Annotated in this window: 12 protein-coding genes; 7 read left to right on the top strand and 5 right to left on the bottom strand. The window is 39.6% G+C overall.

The window, feature by feature from the left end:
- Positions 1-259 precede the first annotated feature (259 nt).
- From PGP85_RS19990 to PGP85_RS20005, 4 genes are all read left to right on the top strand, one after another.
- The gene (locus PGP85_RS19990; RefSeq protein ID WP_270329016.1) at positions 260-1315 is read left to right on the top strand and encodes a DUF871 domain-containing protein; all 1056 of its coding nucleotides are present in this window, start codon (positions 260-262) and stop codon (positions 1313-1315) included.
- Entirely contained in the window at positions 1312-2202 is an 891-nt protein-coding gene (gene murQ / locus PGP85_RS19995; RefSeq protein WP_270329017.1) for an N-acetylmuramic acid 6-phosphate etherase, read from the top strand. The genes PGP85_RS19990 and murQ overlap by 4 nt, the downstream gene beginning before the upstream one ends.
- A 157-nt stretch (positions 2203-2359) precedes the next feature.
- On the top strand, positions 2360-4321 hold the full coding sequence (locus PGP85_RS20000; protein ID WP_010739805.1) for a glucose PTS transporter subunit IIA: 1962 nt from the start codon (positions 2360-2362) through the stop codon (positions 4319-4321).
- 135 nt (positions 4322-4456) lie between these two features.
- Positions 4457-4699 (top strand): DUF1905 domain-containing protein, encoded by a 243-nt coding sequence (locus tag PGP85_RS20005; RefSeq protein ID WP_270329018.1) that lies wholly within the window; start codon positions 4457-4459, stop codon positions 4697-4699.
- A 123-nt stretch (positions 4700-4822) separates the two neighbouring features.
- On the opposite strand, the gene PGP85_RS20010 is transcribed toward PGP85_RS20005, so the two are convergent.
- Positions 4823-5674: a MurR/RpiR family transcriptional regulator gene (locus PGP85_RS20010; protein WP_010739803.1), complete on the bottom strand. Its 852-nt coding sequence runs from the start codon at positions 5672-5674 to the stop codon at positions 4823-4825.
- 143 nt (positions 5675-5817) lie between these two features.
- Here PGP85_RS20010 and PGP85_RS20015 point away from each other — a divergent pair, with 143 nt between their 5' ends.
- The gene (locus PGP85_RS20015; protein WP_010739802.1) at positions 5818-6453 is read left to right on the top strand and encodes a VTT domain-containing protein; all 636 of its coding nucleotides are present in this window, start codon (positions 5818-5820) and stop codon (positions 6451-6453) included.
- Between the two features lie 51 nt (positions 6454-6504).
- Here PGP85_RS20015 and PGP85_RS20020 read toward each other — a convergent pair whose 3' ends face one another.
- The 4 genes from PGP85_RS20020 to PGP85_RS20035 all read right to left on the bottom strand — a co-directional run bounded on the left by PGP85_RS20020 (position 6505) and on the right by PGP85_RS20035 (position 11354).
- Entirely contained in the window at positions 6505-7299 is a 795-nt protein-coding gene (locus PGP85_RS20020) for a metallophosphoesterase (protein WP_270329019.1), read from the bottom strand.
- An 85-nt stretch (positions 7300-7384) separates the two neighbouring features.
- On the bottom strand, positions 7385-8392 hold the full coding sequence (locus PGP85_RS20025; protein WP_090408856.1) for a LacI family DNA-binding transcriptional regulator: 1008 nt from the start codon (positions 8390-8392) through the stop codon (positions 7385-7387).
- A 24-nt stretch (positions 8393-8416) separates the two neighbouring features.
- Positions 8417-9076, bottom strand: coding sequence for a beta-phosphoglucomutase (pgmB, locus tag PGP85_RS20030; protein WP_090408859.1), 660 nt, complete (start codon positions 9074-9076; stop codon positions 8417-8419).
- Positions 9069-11354, bottom strand: a complete 2286-nt coding sequence (locus PGP85_RS20035) for a glycoside hydrolase family 65 protein (RefSeq protein ID WP_270329020.1) — start codon at positions 11352-11354, stop codon at positions 9069-9071. Before PGP85_RS20035 ends, pgmB begins: the two co-directional genes overlap by 8 nt.
- Positions 11355-11769: 415 nt before the next feature.
- Between PGP85_RS20035 and PGP85_RS20040 the strand changes: the two genes are divergently transcribed.
- Both PGP85_RS20040 and PGP85_RS20045 read left to right on the top strand, forming a co-directional pair.
- Positions 11770-13953 carry a PTS transporter subunit IIBC gene (locus PGP85_RS20040; RefSeq protein WP_270329021.1) on the top strand — a complete coding sequence of 728 codons (2184 nt, stop codon included), beginning with the start codon at positions 11770-11772 and terminating at the stop codon, positions 13951-13953.
- Positions 13954-13977: 24 nt separating this feature from the next.
- Positions 13978-14793, top strand: a complete 816-nt coding sequence (locus PGP85_RS20045; RefSeq protein WP_270329022.1) for an endonuclease/exonuclease/phosphatase family protein — start codon at positions 13978-13980, stop codon at positions 14791-14793.
- The last annotated feature ends 332 nt before the right edge of the window (positions 14794-15125 follow it).

Consider the following 15125-nt stretch of genomic DNA (forward strand, 5'->3'; position numbering starts at 1 on the left):
CAAAAAGGCGGATTATTGGCTCGCTAAAGAAATGTAATTTCATAGACAATTAAAATATTATGAAATATAGTTGCATTTATTAATATCAGGGTTTATAATCAGTTCGTAAAGTTGAAATGGTTTTCATAGCGATAAGCCGCTTCCGCTTTTCATTTAAGTATTTTGCTAAATACTTATCATCTTTTCCTGAAATAAGTTAAACACTAATGGAGCAGTTTCCAAAGTGGAAATAGGATTAATACGATGAAGGAGAACGCGTATGTTTGGATTTTCAATTTTCTTAAATGAAGAATTAACTGCTGAAACGAAACATTATATAGAAGAAATGTCGCGACATGGTTTTTCTGGGATCTTTACTTCATTACATATTCCCGAAGACGATGCTGAACACTATCGAAAGCGCTTGACCGATCTTGGGACTGTCGCAAAGGCCTGTCGCATAGATTTGATGGTAGACATTTCAGGTACCGCTTTAGATCGTGCTGGATTTTCTTTTAATCGGCTGGAAGAACTAATGGAAATCGGAGTGACTGGGTTACGAATGGACTATCACATCAGTAATCCACAAATTGCTAGATTATCACAAAAAATGCCGATTGCTCTGAATGCCTCCACGATAACTGACAAGGATATTCAAGAGTTGCAGGAGGCGAAAGCGAACTTTGATAATTTGGAAGCTTGGCATAATTATTATCCAAGACCTGAAACCGCTTTAGATAAAAAGTGGTATCGAGAAAAGAATCAATGGCTGAAGGATCATGGATTTACGATCCAAGGGTTTGTACCAGGTGATGAACAATTACGCGGACCTTTATATCAAGGACTGCCGACTCTCGAGGAACACCGAGGAATGCATCCTTTGGCGGCGGCGCTCGACTTACTGATGGATACCGATAAAGTTTATATCGGTGATGGCGGACTTTCGCCAGATGTTCGAAAACAATTTTCTTTCTATATTAATGAAAGGAAATTGAAGCTGAGAATAGAGCGATTCGACGAACAAGTCGAGTATGTCTTAGGGGAACATATCAACCGCCAGGATGAGGCGCGTGACGTTGTCCGCAGTGCGGAAGCACGTTTCAAAAAAATACCGAATGTTGTCCCTCTGCCAGCCAGAGAACGAACTGTTGGAGCGGTAACGATCGATAATGCTAATTATTTACGCTATATGGGTGAGATTCAAATTGTTAAACGGCTATTACCAACTGACGATAAAGTTAATGTTGTAGGACAGGTTATTAAGAAGGATCAGGATCTGATCCGACATATTAAAGCAGGACAGAAATTTAGTTTAGAGAGTGTGGAAAAAGAATGATTAATTTAGAAAACTTAACGACAGAACGACGCAATGAAACAACTTTTGGATTAGATGAAATGAGTGTGGCAGAAGCTGTCAAATTGATGAATCAAGAAGATCATAAGGTATCAGAGGCGGTAGCAGAACAATTACCGCAAATCGAAAAGGTAGTAGAAACGACGATTGCCTCTTTTAAAAAGGATGGTCGCTTAATTTATATGGGTGCTGGAACTAGCGGCCGCTTAGGCGTTTTGGATGCTGCGGAATGTGTACCGACTTTTGGTGTAGAACCTGAAATGGTGGTCGGCCTGATCGCAGGTGGCGAACAAGCAATAACTGTAGCAGTCGAAGGTGCGGAAGATGATATTGAACTTGGTGCGCAAGATTTAAAGGATTTGAAACTAACTGAGAATGACATGGTCATCGGCATCGCAGCAAGCGGCCGGACACCTTACGTAATTGGTGGTTTAGATTATGCTCGTTCAATTGGGGCAGCAACAGGGACGATCGCCTGCAACAAAGGTGCTGAAATTAGTAAACATGCGGACTTGCCGATCGAAGTTGATTGCGGACCAGAATTTTTGACTGGATCGACTCGGTTGAAATCAGGAACAGCGCAAAAATTGATTTTGAATATGATTTCTACGATTAGCATGATCGGAATCGGAAAAGTTTACAACAACTTGATGGTAGATGTAAAACCGACAAACGAAAAATTAGTAGAACGTTCAAAGCGGATCATCATGCAAGCAACTGAAGCAGATTATGAAACGGCGGCTCGCTATTTTGAAGCAGCCGATCAAAATGTCAAATTAGCGATCGTGATGATCTTAACTGACAGCACCAAAGAAGTGGCGGCTGAAAAATTAATTCAAGCTGGTGGATTTGTTAAGAAAACAATGTAAATTGACGTTTCGTCTATCTGACTAACCCTGTTAGTCAGATGACGCTGCGTCTGAGGTAGGTCCAATTGTGTTTGAATATGAAGAAAGCGCTTGTAACAAGCAGCAAGTTGGATATTATCTGTATGTCGATCATATAATCAAAATAGGAGTGAGTATAATGGCAAAAGAAGAATTAACCTTGAATCAAATTGCTAAAGAGATTTACGATGGCGCCGGTGGAATGGAAAACGTGCAGAACATTGTTCATTGTATGACCCGTGTGCGGATGAGTGTTCGTGATGACAGCAAAGTCGATCAAGCAAAATTGAAGAGTATTCCCGGCGTTCTAGGCGTCGTGGATGATGAACAACTGCAAGTAATTATTGGTCCTGGAAAGGTCAACAAAGTTGCAAAAGAAATGGTAGATATAGCTGGTGTCGGACTTGGAGAAGATTTGCCTCAAGGCTCTGGTAAAGATAAAGTTAATGCAAAAGCAGCAGAAATGAAAGCGGCACAAAAAGCCAAACAAAAGAATTCACCGTTTAAAGCGGTCTTGAAAGATATTTCAAATATTTTCGTACCAATGATTCCAGCATTTGTCGGATCAGGTTTAGTTGCTGGGATTGCGGCTATCTTAACCAACTTAGTGACAGCTGGTACGATTGATGCAGCAAATTGGCAGCAAATCATTGATGTCATGAATATTCTGAAAAACGGTATGTTTAGTTATTTGGTTATCTTTACTGGTGTGAATGCTGCGCAAGTATTTGGCGCCAATCCAACGCTTGGCGGTGTTATCGGAGCGGTCGTTCTATTAACAGGTATGAATCCTGAAGCACCAATCAAAAACTTGTTTACTGGTGATGCTTTAGCTGCTGGGCAAGGCGGGATCATAGGTGTGATCTTCGCTGTTTGGTTATTATCAATCGTAGAAAAGAAATTGCACGAAGTCATTCCGGACGCAGTCGATATTATCATAACACCGATGCTCTCCTTGTTGGTTATCGGCTTGTTGGAGATCTTCCTAATTATGCCTTTAGCTGGTTTTATTTCTAACAGCATGGTCAGCGGCATCAACTGGGTATTAGCTGTCGGCGGAGCATTCTCTGGTTTCGTATTAGGAGCACTATTCTTACCGATGGTTATGTTCGGATTGCATCAAATCCTAACACCTATCCATATCCAAATGATCGGTGAGACAGGCAAAACATTATTATTACCAATCTTAGCAATGGCTGGTGCGGGACAAGTTGGAGCAGCATTTGCTCTTTGGATGAAATTACGTAAAGACAAAGAATTGACTGAAATGATCAAGGGTGCACTACCAGTTGGAATTTTAGGTATTGGTGAACCGTTGATTTACGGCGTTACTTTACCATTAGGACGCCCATTCATCACAGCTTGTATCGGCGGCGGTATCGGTGGTGCTGTAATCGGAGCCATCGGTGGTGTTGGTGCGATCGCAATCGGACCTTCAGGAGCTGCGTTGATTCCATTGATCGCTAATGGTCGTTGGTGGGGTTATGTTCTTGGACTTCTAGCTGCTTATGTCGGTGGTTTTGTCGCAACTTATTTCTTTGGTATTCCTAAAGACAAATTAGCTGAACAAGAATTAGCAGAAGCAACCGTTGTTGAATCGAATGACGTAGTCGAAACAGCGGATACAACAGTAGCTGCTCATGCAACAAGTAGTTTTACAGCTGTAGCAAATGGCTCAGTTCATCCGTTAGAAGAAGCGTCAGATCCCGTTTTTGCAGAAAAAATGATGGGTGAGGGCTACTTCGTTGAACCAACTGATGGTGCAATTTTTGCACCAGTTGCTGGTAAAGTCTCAACAATTTTCCCAACAAAACACGCAATTGGTATCACGACAGCAAGCGGATTAGAAGTATTGCTGCACATGGGGATCAATACGGTCGAACTAAGCGGAAAACCATTTGAAATTTTAGTTTCAGAAGGTCAAAAGGTCACACCTGAAACACAGGTGGCCGCAGTTGATTTAGCAGCGATCAAAGAGGCAGGCAAAGGCACATCGATGATGGTCTTGATTACAAATATGAATGATGTTGAAACACATGTTTTAGAAAAAACGGGTGTCGTAAACGCATCTGAAGAAGTCTTCAAAGCAACAACAATTTAAACAGAAAAGGAGCGTTGCCAACTAGGCACCGCTCCTCTTTTGATTTGTATAGAATTATAAAAGGGTTTGTCCTCTATGCGATTTGCTCATATGATACAATTTATATAGGAAACGACGGTAAAGGAGGCAAGTAGGATGGGCGACAAAGGAATAGCATATAAATTTTCCGCAAAGGTATATCACTATTCTTCATCGTCAGAAATGGCTGGTTGGACGTTAGTGTCACTTCCAAAAGAGCTTTCGGAAGAAATTCGAAAGGGGTTCAAATCTCTTGAAGAAGGTTGGGGACGGATGAAAGTCACTGCGGGAATTGGCAGAAGCGAATGGCAAACGGCTATCTGGTTTGATACGAAGCAAAATACGTATTTACTCCGTTAAAAGCAGCTATTCGAAAAAAAGAAAAAATCATTAACGACATGAATGTAGAAGTAACTATTTGGCTAAAATTTTAATCATAAAAACAAGGACATGAAGGTAATCCATCTTTCATGTCCTTGTTTTTTAAAAATATTTTTTTCGATATTCTTGAACTACTGCTCGTGTGGTGTAAATTTTTTCGGCATTTTCTTTATTGCGGCTGATATAGACATAGAACAATAAATCAATCGTGATGAATTGGGCCAAGATCGAATCAGTTGCTGCGCTGCGATAAGTCGCTTCCGTTGGTCGAGAGGTTTGCAGAGCGACATCAGAAAGTTTGGCTAGGGGATTTTGGCCAAACTGTGTCAATGTAATAATTGGAATACCCAAATCTTTTGCCGTTTCTGCTAAAGCAATCAGTTCAGAAGTTAATCCAGAGTTTGATACCAGCCAAATCACCGCATCCTTTTGGTGCAGGACGAGCTGTGGCAAGATAGTATTGTAATCAGGTTCGCTTATAACATTTTTGCCTAAACGACTCCATTTCTGAACGATATCTGTGGCGGCCAGATTAGAAGCGCCGATGCCTAAAACATAGCAAAAGTCTTTTTCCTCTAATAGTTTGCACGCTTTGAGAAATTCTTCTTCGTTGAACAAAGCGGTGGTTTCATCAATCGTATAGCGAGCATTGCTGGCCAATTTATTTTTTAGGCTAGGAAAAGTTTCATCGTGATCGACATCACTGTAGGTATTGTTGCTTCTTTCCTGCATAGTTTCAGCAGATAACTCAATTTTGAAGTCGGTCAGACTATTAAATCCCATTTTTTTGGAAAAGCGGACGACTGTTGGTGCGCTTGCGCCAGATGCCTCAGCGATTTCATTCGCCGTCATACTCGCAGCTTTTTCGCTATTGTCACGAATGAAAGAATAAATTTTTTTTTCTGCAGCAGACATTTCCTTCTGCATGCTTTTCATATGAGAAAGAACGCTCATAAAGGACTCCTTTTTAATCTTTTTTATTATTATACCATTTTACATCTAACTTTTAATTTTTCTATAGAACCGGAAATCGTTCTTTCTTTTTTTTTGAAAAGTCGTATGATAAGAATGAATCTTTTCAGGAGGAAATTATTTATATGGCTTTGATTGATTTTATTTTGCACATTGATGCGCACATGGTGTCTTTGGTACACCAATATGGGGTAGGGATTTATCCTATTTTATTCGGAATTGTTTTTATTGAGACAGGTGTCGTGATTTTCCCGTTCTTGCCAGGAGATTCCTTTCTCTTTGCGGCAGGAGCACTTACTGCATTGGGAGGGAATGTTCTGCGCTTGCCGTATGTAATTGGAATTTGTGTGATTGCGGCGATTTTAGGAGATATGATGAATTATTGGATCGGTCATACTTTAGGAGTCAAGGCGTTATATCATCGTCCGATTTCCCGCTTTATTAAAGAGGACAAGGTACAGGAAGCAGAAAGGTTTTTCAATGATCGAGGCAAGTGGACAATCTTTTTAGGTCGCTTCATGCCGTTTGTCCGTACCTTCATCCCGTTTATTGCTGGTTCAAGTAAAATGAACTGGGGAATTTTTTCGAGTTTTAATATTCTCGGGGCGATTGTCTGGGGAACCGTTGTAAGCTTGGCTGGTTATTTCTTAGGAAATATACCTGTTGTCAGCGAACATTTTTCTTTGATCATGTTGCTGATTGTTTTTGTATCATTGGTTCCAATCATGGTTCCTTATATTAAACAAAAAATTCGCGCATAAAAAGAGTTTGGAGGCCGCCGTTCAAAGGTAGCTTTCAAACTCTTTTAGTTTTTATAAATGGAAATAAAGAATTTCAGGAGTCACTCGAAATCGCAGCGGAGGTCCTGTAGTCCCTAATCCAGTATTGACCACTAAATTTGTATTGGAGGTCAATGCATAAATTCCTTGATCATAGATTCTTGATCCAAAATTTTTATAAGGGAAAAATGGAAATCGAATTTGGCCGCCATGGCTATGGCCGGATAAGATCAAATCAAATCGTTCAAGTTCAGGTAAACGTTGGACCTGATCCGGTTCATGGATCATTAAAATAGAAAACTCAGATCTTTTAGGCCTTGTATCGTAATCTGGATGGCCTTCTTGGCCGTCATCGATACCGGTCAAGCTCAATTGATCTACAGACGTGCTTTGATTATTTAGTAAAGTGAATCCACCATCTGTCAGTATGTTGCTGACAGCTTCATGACCATCGGAACGATAGTCATGATTGCCTAAAATGGCAAATTTTCCTTTTGGAGCATTGATCTTAACTAATTGTTGACTAATCGCTTTACAGTCACGTGTTTGCCAATAGCGATAATTTTCGATTAAATCACCAGTGAACAATACGATATCTGGTTCGGCTTGATTAAGCTTAGCAACTATCTTGGTAAATCGTCTAGGAGAATAAAAGGGAGAGAAATGGCTATCGCTGATTTGTGCGATTGTCAGACCTGGTTTCTTTCCCGTTTCAATTTTTAATTGAGGGTTCTTCGTGATCTTGAAATGCTTTTCGACCAATTGATAGGTTGAATAACGGCAATAGATCAGAAAGAGTAATGCAATAATACCTATGAGTAAAATCATCTATACCACTTTCCTTCTGATTTTTCGCTAGTATATCCAAAAGAACGACCTGTCACAAGTTGGACAGGTCGCATTTAATGATAATTTAAATCGTGCGGACAGTTTCTCGTTGGATCAAATGATGCGGTACGACCAACTGAACGCCGCTGGATTGTTTTTGATCAATCTGCTCCATCAATTTTTGTGTTCCTAAACGACCAAGATCAGAAATGTCGATATCAATCGTTGTCAGGTAAGGATGGACCAAGGTAGCAAAAATTGAATTATTAAAACTGATGACTGACAAATCATCTGGCACTTTATAGCCATGAAGCGTCGCTAATTGAATCATGCGCAATGCAAAAATATCATCAATCACAACTAAAGCTGTTGCTCCCGTTTCTTTGATTACATCTGGAAATTGCGTATAGTCTTCAGGCTGCAGCATGGTTAAAGGCGGATGTGTAGGTAAGGCCTGCAACATCATTGCTTCTTGATAACCAAAGTAACGCTCGAAGAAGATAACCTCTTGATTAACATTTGAAACGAACAAAATGTTTTTATGTCCTTTAGCTATCAAATGTTCAGTAGCTTGTTTGCCTAATAACTGGTTATCGTTGTCGACATAAACAATGTCCGCTTCTCGTTCCGGTGGTCGTCCAATCAAAGTGAACGGCACCTGATTCTGATAAAGATATTCGGCTACAGGATCGTTTTTTTCAGAATAGGCTAAGATGAATCCGTCAACTTGTTTTTGGCGATGCATTCTAGTGACATTTTCCAAAAGTGTATCGCTGTTATCAGCTGATGCAACGGCTGTGGTTACTTGAAATCCTGCTGCCGCTTCGTTAACAGCATTTAATAATTCCAAATAAAATGGATTACCCAAACGTTCACGAGAATCAAGCGGCGGTAAAATTACACCTAAGGAATTTGCTTTCTGTTTTCCTAAATTTCGAGCAGTGGCATTTGGAAAATACCCCATCTCATCCATAATTTTTCGAACCTTTTGCTTTGTCTCAGCGGAGATGCTGGGATGATCGTTGATCACACGGGAAACGGTAGAAGGAGAGACTTTCGCTTTTTTAGCTACGTCTTTAACTGTGGATACCATTTTTCGCTCTCCTTTCTCTAATAATTAATTATTCCATTGCGTTTTTAAAAAATCTAAAGTTAACTCGTCAGTCGATTGAACCAGCGCAATATCGCTGCCCAGTTGTTCTGCTTCTCCGACTCCGATGGGAAACGCACCGCTAGCTTTAATTGCAGCTATTCCGGCTTGAGCGTCTTCGATTCCAATACATTCCTCAGGATTCAGCCCGACTACTTGTGCAGCCAAGATGAAAATATCTGGTGCCGGCTTCCCGGCTTTAACGGCTGCTGGATCAGCGATACCGTCAAAATAGTTGGTCAGTTCCATTTGTTTTAAAAGAAAAGGACCATTTTTGCTGGCCGAGGCCAAAGAAATTTTGATACCGGCATTTTTCAATGATATCAACAATTCTAAAATGCCAGGATAGACATCTTTTGGAGAAACTGCTTGAATCATTTCTACGTAATTATCGTTTTTTGTTTTCGCTAATTGATTGAATTCAGCTTCAGAAAAATTCTTTTCGCGATTCCCATGTTTTAATATCAGTCGCAAAGAATCCTCTCGACTGACACCTTTTAATTTTTCATTGAACTGTCGATCAATTGAAATACCCAGATCATCGGCAAGTTTCTTCCATGCCAGATAATGATATTCTGCAGTATCGGTTATAACACCGTCTAGATCAAATAAAACACCTTTAAACATTTGGCTCCTCCTGTTCTAGTGGAACCGTCATTGAATCGCTTAAGAAAATTTCATTCCCATAAAGCATCATAGCTAAGGGAGAACCATCTTTCAAGTCAATTTGAACTTCTTTCTGATTCACACTAATGGCCAATAGGCGGCCACGATAATTAATATGGAAAGAATAATGATCCCATTCTTTTGGCAATAGCGGCGCAAAGCTCAAGTCCCCAGTGTTTATCTTCATTTGTGCGAACCCCTGAACGATGGCTAACCAGCTGCCTGTCATTGAAGTGATATGCAAACCATCTTCGGTATCATTGTTGTAATTATCTAAATCTAAACGAGCAGTTCGCTGATACATTTCCATTGATTTATCTGTTAATCCAAGTTCAGCTGCCAAAATAGCATGAACGGATGCAGAAAGGGAAGATTCGTGAACGGTCATCGGCTCATAAAACTCGAAGTTTTTACGTTTCTCTTCATCAGTAAATTTATCACTGAAGAAATAAATTCCTTGCAGGACATCCGCTTGCTTAATGAAGCAAGAACGTAAGATTTTATCCCAAGACCAATTTTGATTCAATGGGCGTTCTGCTGGATCAAGTTCAGAAGTAGGCATCAAATCCTTATCCAAGAAAGTATCGTGTTGAACGAAAATGCCCAATTCTTCATCTGCAGGGAAATACATATGCTCAATTATGTCTTGCCATTTTGCTTGCTCTTCTGAAGAAATCGATACGGTCGCATGATCTAGGTATTTATTATAATTCTCTAGGGTGTAGGATAAAACCCAAACAGCTAAATAATTGGTGTACCAGTTATTGTTGATATTATTCTCATATTCATTGGGGCCAGTTACTCCATGAATCATATATTTTTGTTTGCGTTTCGAATAATGAACGCGATCTGCCCAGAATCGAGCGATTTCGGTTAATACCTCAAGTCCTTCTTTTTGAATATAACTTTCATCGCCAGTGTAAGTTGTATAATTGTAGATTGCATGAGCGATGGCACCATTTCGATGGATTTCTTCAAAAGTAATCTCCCACTCATTATGACATTCAATACCCGTAAAGGTGACCATCGGATATAAAGCGCCCTTCAGACCTTGTTGACGAGCATTGTGTTGTGCTTGAGGTAATTGATTATGACGGTATTTCAATAGGTTCTTTGTGACATTTGGATCGGAAATCCCTAAATACATCGGAACCGCATAGGCTTCAGTATCCCAATAGGTAGCGCCGCCGTATTTTTCACCAGTGAAACCTTTAGGCCCAATATTCAAGCGCTCATCTTCACCATAATAGGTAGAAAATAATTGAAAGATGTTAAAACGAATGCCCTGTTGTGCTTCATCATCCCCATCGATCAATACATCCGCTAAAGCCCAACGATTTGCCCAAGCAGCATTTTGTTCCGCAAGTAATTCTTCATAAGATAAATCATAAGCTGTTAACAACTCGAGTGCTTTTTTACTTTGCTCTGTCTCAGGAATATCACGGCTGGTTAAAACAACTACGCGTTTTTCTAGCTGGATCGCTTGGTTGCGTTTCAAGTCAAAAGTAAATGTTTCAGCAACTTCTAAGGTATCATCTTGCTGCAAACCGGGGGAAGAACTGATATGTTTCATCGCTCCGGTGATAGAAAACTGTTCGATCCCGAAGTTATTTGGAATCGTTTGTGTAGTTAAGAAACTAAACTCCTCTTGGTGTCCACGTTCCTTTTCTAGCCAAAACATTTCCTCATAGTTGCTGTCTTCATTTTGAACATTGTTATCTAGTTTAGAAACTACTTTCAATTCTGCATCACCTGTTAAGCATTCAGCAGTAAGGTGGATTACAGCGAGTTTCTGTTTGACTACGCTCAAAAAACGCTCGAAAGTAAAACGAACTTTCGCTTCATCTATTTTTGCCGTGAACGAGCGAGTGAGAACACCGTTTTGCATGTTTAGTTCAACATCAAAATCTTCGAATTCAGTGACGGCTAAGTCAACCTCATGATCATTTACGAACAATTTCATTTGAATAAAATCTAAAGCATTGATTACTTTCCCGAAATATTCAGGATAGCCATTTTTCCACCAGCCGACCCGAGTTTTATCAGGATACCAAATTCCCGCAAGGTATGTTCCTTGATGATGATCACCGCTGTAACTTTCTTCAAAATTACCACGCATACCCATGTATCCATTCCCTATGCATGTCAGAGATTCTTGCAGGCGACGATTTTCCTTATCTAATGTAGTGGTCCGAATTTTCCAAGGGTCGATTTCAAAAAGACGTTGAACGTTTTTCATGGTAGTCCTCCTAATTCCTTTTTAATTTATTTTCATTATAGAAAAATATGTTTGATATTCAGGTTGTATACCATCCAATTAAATGCTTTGGGTTATATTAATCAAAGCATCGTCGATAGGGCAGTCTCTATACAAGCTAAAATCGATTACATATCATTCCGCGTCATTTCCAAAAGAAAGAAGCGGAATTGATGCTTGACAACTTAATAATTTCTTAGCTCTATCATACGCGCAACCGATTGCGCAAGTCAAGCATAAAATTAAATTGTTGAATATACTAAATAGATAGGTGTGATTACAGATTTTTAGAAAAAATGATTGAAAGAGTTTACAAAAACAAATTATGAGTATATAATGCAAATCAGCGAAACCGATTGCGTGAAATTGTAGGAAGTAAAAACTAGGAGGAGCAAATATGAAAGGAATCAAAAAGATTTTTAGTTTTGAGTTTTGGCAAAAATTTGGAAAGGCCTTGATGGTAGTTATCGCAGTAATGCCAGCAGCTGGTTTGATGATCAGTATCGGGAAGTCTTTACCATTAATTAACGAAAACCTTGGTTGGCTTGTAACAACAGGCGGAGTGGTTGAAAATGTTGGTTGGGCAATCATCGGAAACTTACATCTGCTGTTTGCATTGGCAATTGGCGGAAGTTGGGCAAAAGAAAGAGCCGGTGGAGCATTCGCGGCAGGGCTATCATTTATTTTAATTAATCGAATCACTGGCGCGATCTTTGGCGTAACTTCTGAAATGCTGGCTGATCCAAATGCCATTACACATACGTTATTTGGTCAAAAGATTATGATTGACGGCTACTTTACTAGTGTGTTAGAGGCCCCAGCATTAAATATGGGGGTATTTGTTGGAATCATCGCTGGGTTTGTTGGAGCCACGGCGTACAATAAATATTACAATTTCCGGAAATTACCAGAAGTATTGACGTTCTTCAACGGGAAACGGTTTGTTCCTTTCGTAGTTATCTTACGTTCAGTTATTGTTGCATTAGTATTGGCGTTTATTTGGCCGGTCATTCAAACAGGGATCAATGACTTTGGTAAATGGATTGCCAATTCTCAGGATACTGCACCAGTATTAGCACCTTTCCTTTATGGGACATTGGAGCGGCTGCTCCTTCCGTTTGGACTGCATCATATGCTGACGATTCCGATGAATTACACGCAATTGGGCGGAACTTATGAAATTTTGACTGGTGCACAAGCCGGCAGTCAAGTTTTTGGGCAAGATCCATTATGGTTGGCGTGGGCTACTGACCTAGTTAACTTGAAGAACGGTGGAGATATTTCTCAGTATCAAGATGTGCTGACACAATGGACACCAGCACGTTTCAAAGTTGGTCAGATGATTGGCTCTTCAGGGATTTTAATGGGACTGACTTTAGCAATGTATCGCAATGTTGATCCTGATAAGAAGAAAAAATATAAATCTATGTTCCTTTCTGCCGCAGTAGCGGTTTTCTTAACAGGAGTTACAGAACCCTTGGAGTTCATGTTTATGTTCGTCGCGGTTCCGTTGTATGCTTGCTATGCAGTAATTCAAGGTGCAGCCTTTGCTATGGCGGATTTGATCAATTTACGAGTGCATTCATTTGGGAATATTGAGTTGTTGACTCGAGTGCCGATGGCTTTACGAGCAGGCTTAGGGAATGACTTGCTTAATTTCGTATTGACTACAATTGCATTTGGAGTATTTACTTATTTCTTCGCAAATTTCATGATCAAAAAATTCAATTATGCTACACCGGGAAGAAATGGAAATTATGAAGTTGATAATGAAGAAGCAGCAAGCGCAACTACAGATGGAAGTATTTCAGCTGATTCACAAATTGTGAAGATTATCAATTTATTAGGCGGTCCGAAGAATATCACAGATGTAGATGCTTGTATGACTCGATTGCGGGTAACAGTAGCGGATAGAAATACTGTCGGAAGTGAAGAAGATTGGAAAAAAGCAGGGGCAATGGGTCTCTTAGTCAAAGATAATGGAGTTCAGGCAGTTTATGGACCTAAAGCAGATATCCTAAAATCAGATATCCAAGATTTATTAGATTCAGGAGTGGAGATACCTGCGAGCAATCTTCAAGCCACTTCGCTAAAAACAGAGGAACCGCCGAAAACATACAAAGGAATGCAGACTAGGTTTGTTGCTCCAGCAAATGGAGAACTTATTCCAATTGATCAAGTTCAGGATGAGGTGTTCTCGCAAAAAATGATGGGTGAAGGCTTCGCCGTCGTGCCGGAAAATGGAGAAATCGCGGCCCCGATAACAGGAACAATCGTTTCTGTATTTCCAACAAAACATGCCATCGGAATCAAAACTGAAGACGGGATAGAAGTATTGCTTCATATGGGAATTGATACAGTTGATTTAGGTGGAGAGGCTTTTGAAATCAAAGTGCTTGAAGGTGAAAAAGTAAAAGCCGGAAAAGTTGTGGCAATCGCGGATTTAGCAAAAATTCAAGAGGCTGACAAAATGACAACGATGATTGTCGTATTCACCAATGGTGACAAGATTGAAAATTATCATTATGATAAAACAGGACTCGTTTCTCGCGGGGAAACGATAGGAACAATCGATTATTAAAGTGAGGCGAGAGCAATCAAAGTATTGACCTTAAATACTCATAGTTGGATGGAAGCGAACGATCAACAGCAAATTGAGATATTGGCAAAACGAATTGTTAAAGAAGAATATGATTTGATTAGTTTGCAAGAAGTAAATCAACTTCTTGCAAGCCCATTGGCAAAAACAGACAAGTATTTTCAGCCAACGGTGGAACAGCAGGGAATCCATCAAGATAATTTTTTATTTTGCTTGACTGAGCGTTTAAAAGAACTGGGTTGCTACTATTATTGGGGCTGGGGTTATAGTCACATTGGTTATGATATCTATCATGAGGGAATTGGCTTGATGTCGAAAGTGCCAATAAAAGTGGAGAGTCGACTGATATCTGAAAGTTCTGATCCGAACGATTATCATACGAGAATGATCATGATAGGTGAATCAATGGAAGGCGATCAAAAGTTAATAGTAGTAAGTGGTCACTTTTCTTGGTGGCGAACATCTGAAAATGCTTTTGCTTATGAATGGCGTGCATTAGAAAACATACTATTAGAAAAGCAGGGCGCAATGATTATTATGGGAGACTTTAATAATGATGCAAAAAGAATCGATGAAGGCTATGATTTAGTCAAAGAGAGCCCACTAGAAATACAGGACGCGTTTATTCAGGCAAAAAACAAGTCTGGTGAGAATACCGTTGAAAAATCAATCGATGGTTGGGATCAAAATGCTGAAGAGCTTCGAATTGATTACGTTTTTACTTCTCTAGATTTTGAAATTGAGAGTTATCGCATTGTTTTTGATGGGAAAAATGAGTATACAATTAGTGATCATTACGGGATAGAAGTGACGATGGACTAGCATATTGCTAGTTCATTTTCATTTTGAGTGAAATTATTTTGCAAAAAAACTGAAAAATGTTTGACATTATTTTTCAGTATGATATTATCAATAACGTTGCTGAAACATGTTGATACAACAACGAATTATAAGTGTTGACAGATCTTTTGTTGAATGTTATTATTTCAAAGTTGTCAATTGAGTTTCAAAACTTTTTCAAAATTAAATGAAAAAAGTTGTTGACATTCACTCAGCAAGCTGTTAAGATATAAAAGTTGCTGAAACAAAGCGACGAACAATGTAGACCTTTGAAAACTGAACGAATAAAACAAACCAAATGTGTAGGGCGTTTC

The sequence above is a fragment of the Enterococcus malodoratus genome (assembly GCF_027659535.1).
Classification (GTDB): domain Bacteria; phylum Bacillota; class Bacilli; order Lactobacillales; family Enterococcaceae; genus Enterococcus_A; species Enterococcus_A malodoratus.

Excerpts from the sequence above, each read along its gene's own strand:
- PGP85_RS20020 (WP_270329019.1), bottom strand. The coding sequence starts at position 7,299 with ATGATTTTACTCATAGGTATTATTGCATTACTCTTTCTGATCTATTGC.
- PGP85_RS20005 (WP_270329018.1), top strand. The coding sequence starts at position 4,457 with ATGGGCGACAAAGGAATAGCATATAAATTTTCCGCAAAGGTATATCAC.
- PGP85_RS20025 (WP_090408856.1), bottom strand. The coding sequence starts at position 8,392 with ATGGTATCCACAGTTAAAGACGTAGCTAAAAAAGCGAAAGTCTCTCCT.
- murQ (WP_270329017.1), top strand. The coding sequence starts at position 1,312 with ATGATTAATTTAGAAAACTTAACGACAGAACGACGCAATGAAACAACT.
- PGP85_RS20000 (WP_010739805.1), top strand. The coding sequence starts at position 2,360 with ATGGCAAAAGAAGAATTAACCTTGAATCAAATTGCTAAAGAGATTTAC.
- PGP85_RS20010 (WP_010739803.1), bottom strand. The coding sequence starts at position 5,674 with ATGAGCGTTCTTTCTCATATGAAAAGCATGCAGAAGGAAATGTCTGCT.
- pgmB (WP_090408859.1), bottom strand. The coding sequence starts at position 9,076 with ATGTTTAAAGGTGTTTTATTTGATCTAGACGGTGTTATAACCGATACT.
- PGP85_RS20015 (WP_010739802.1), top strand. The coding sequence starts at position 5,818 with ATGGCTTTGATTGATTTTATTTTGCACATTGATGCGCACATGGTGTCT.
- PGP85_RS20035 (WP_270329020.1), bottom strand. The coding sequence starts at position 11,354 with ATGAAAAACGTTCAACGTCTTTTTGAAATCGACCCTTGGAAAATTCGG.
- PGP85_RS20040 (WP_270329021.1), top strand. The coding sequence starts at position 11,770 with ATGAAAGGAATCAAAAAGATTTTTAGTTTTGAGTTTTGGCAAAAATTT.
- PGP85_RS19990 (WP_270329016.1), top strand. The coding sequence starts at position 260 with ATGTTTGGATTTTCAATTTTCTTAAATGAAGAATTAACTGCTGAAACG.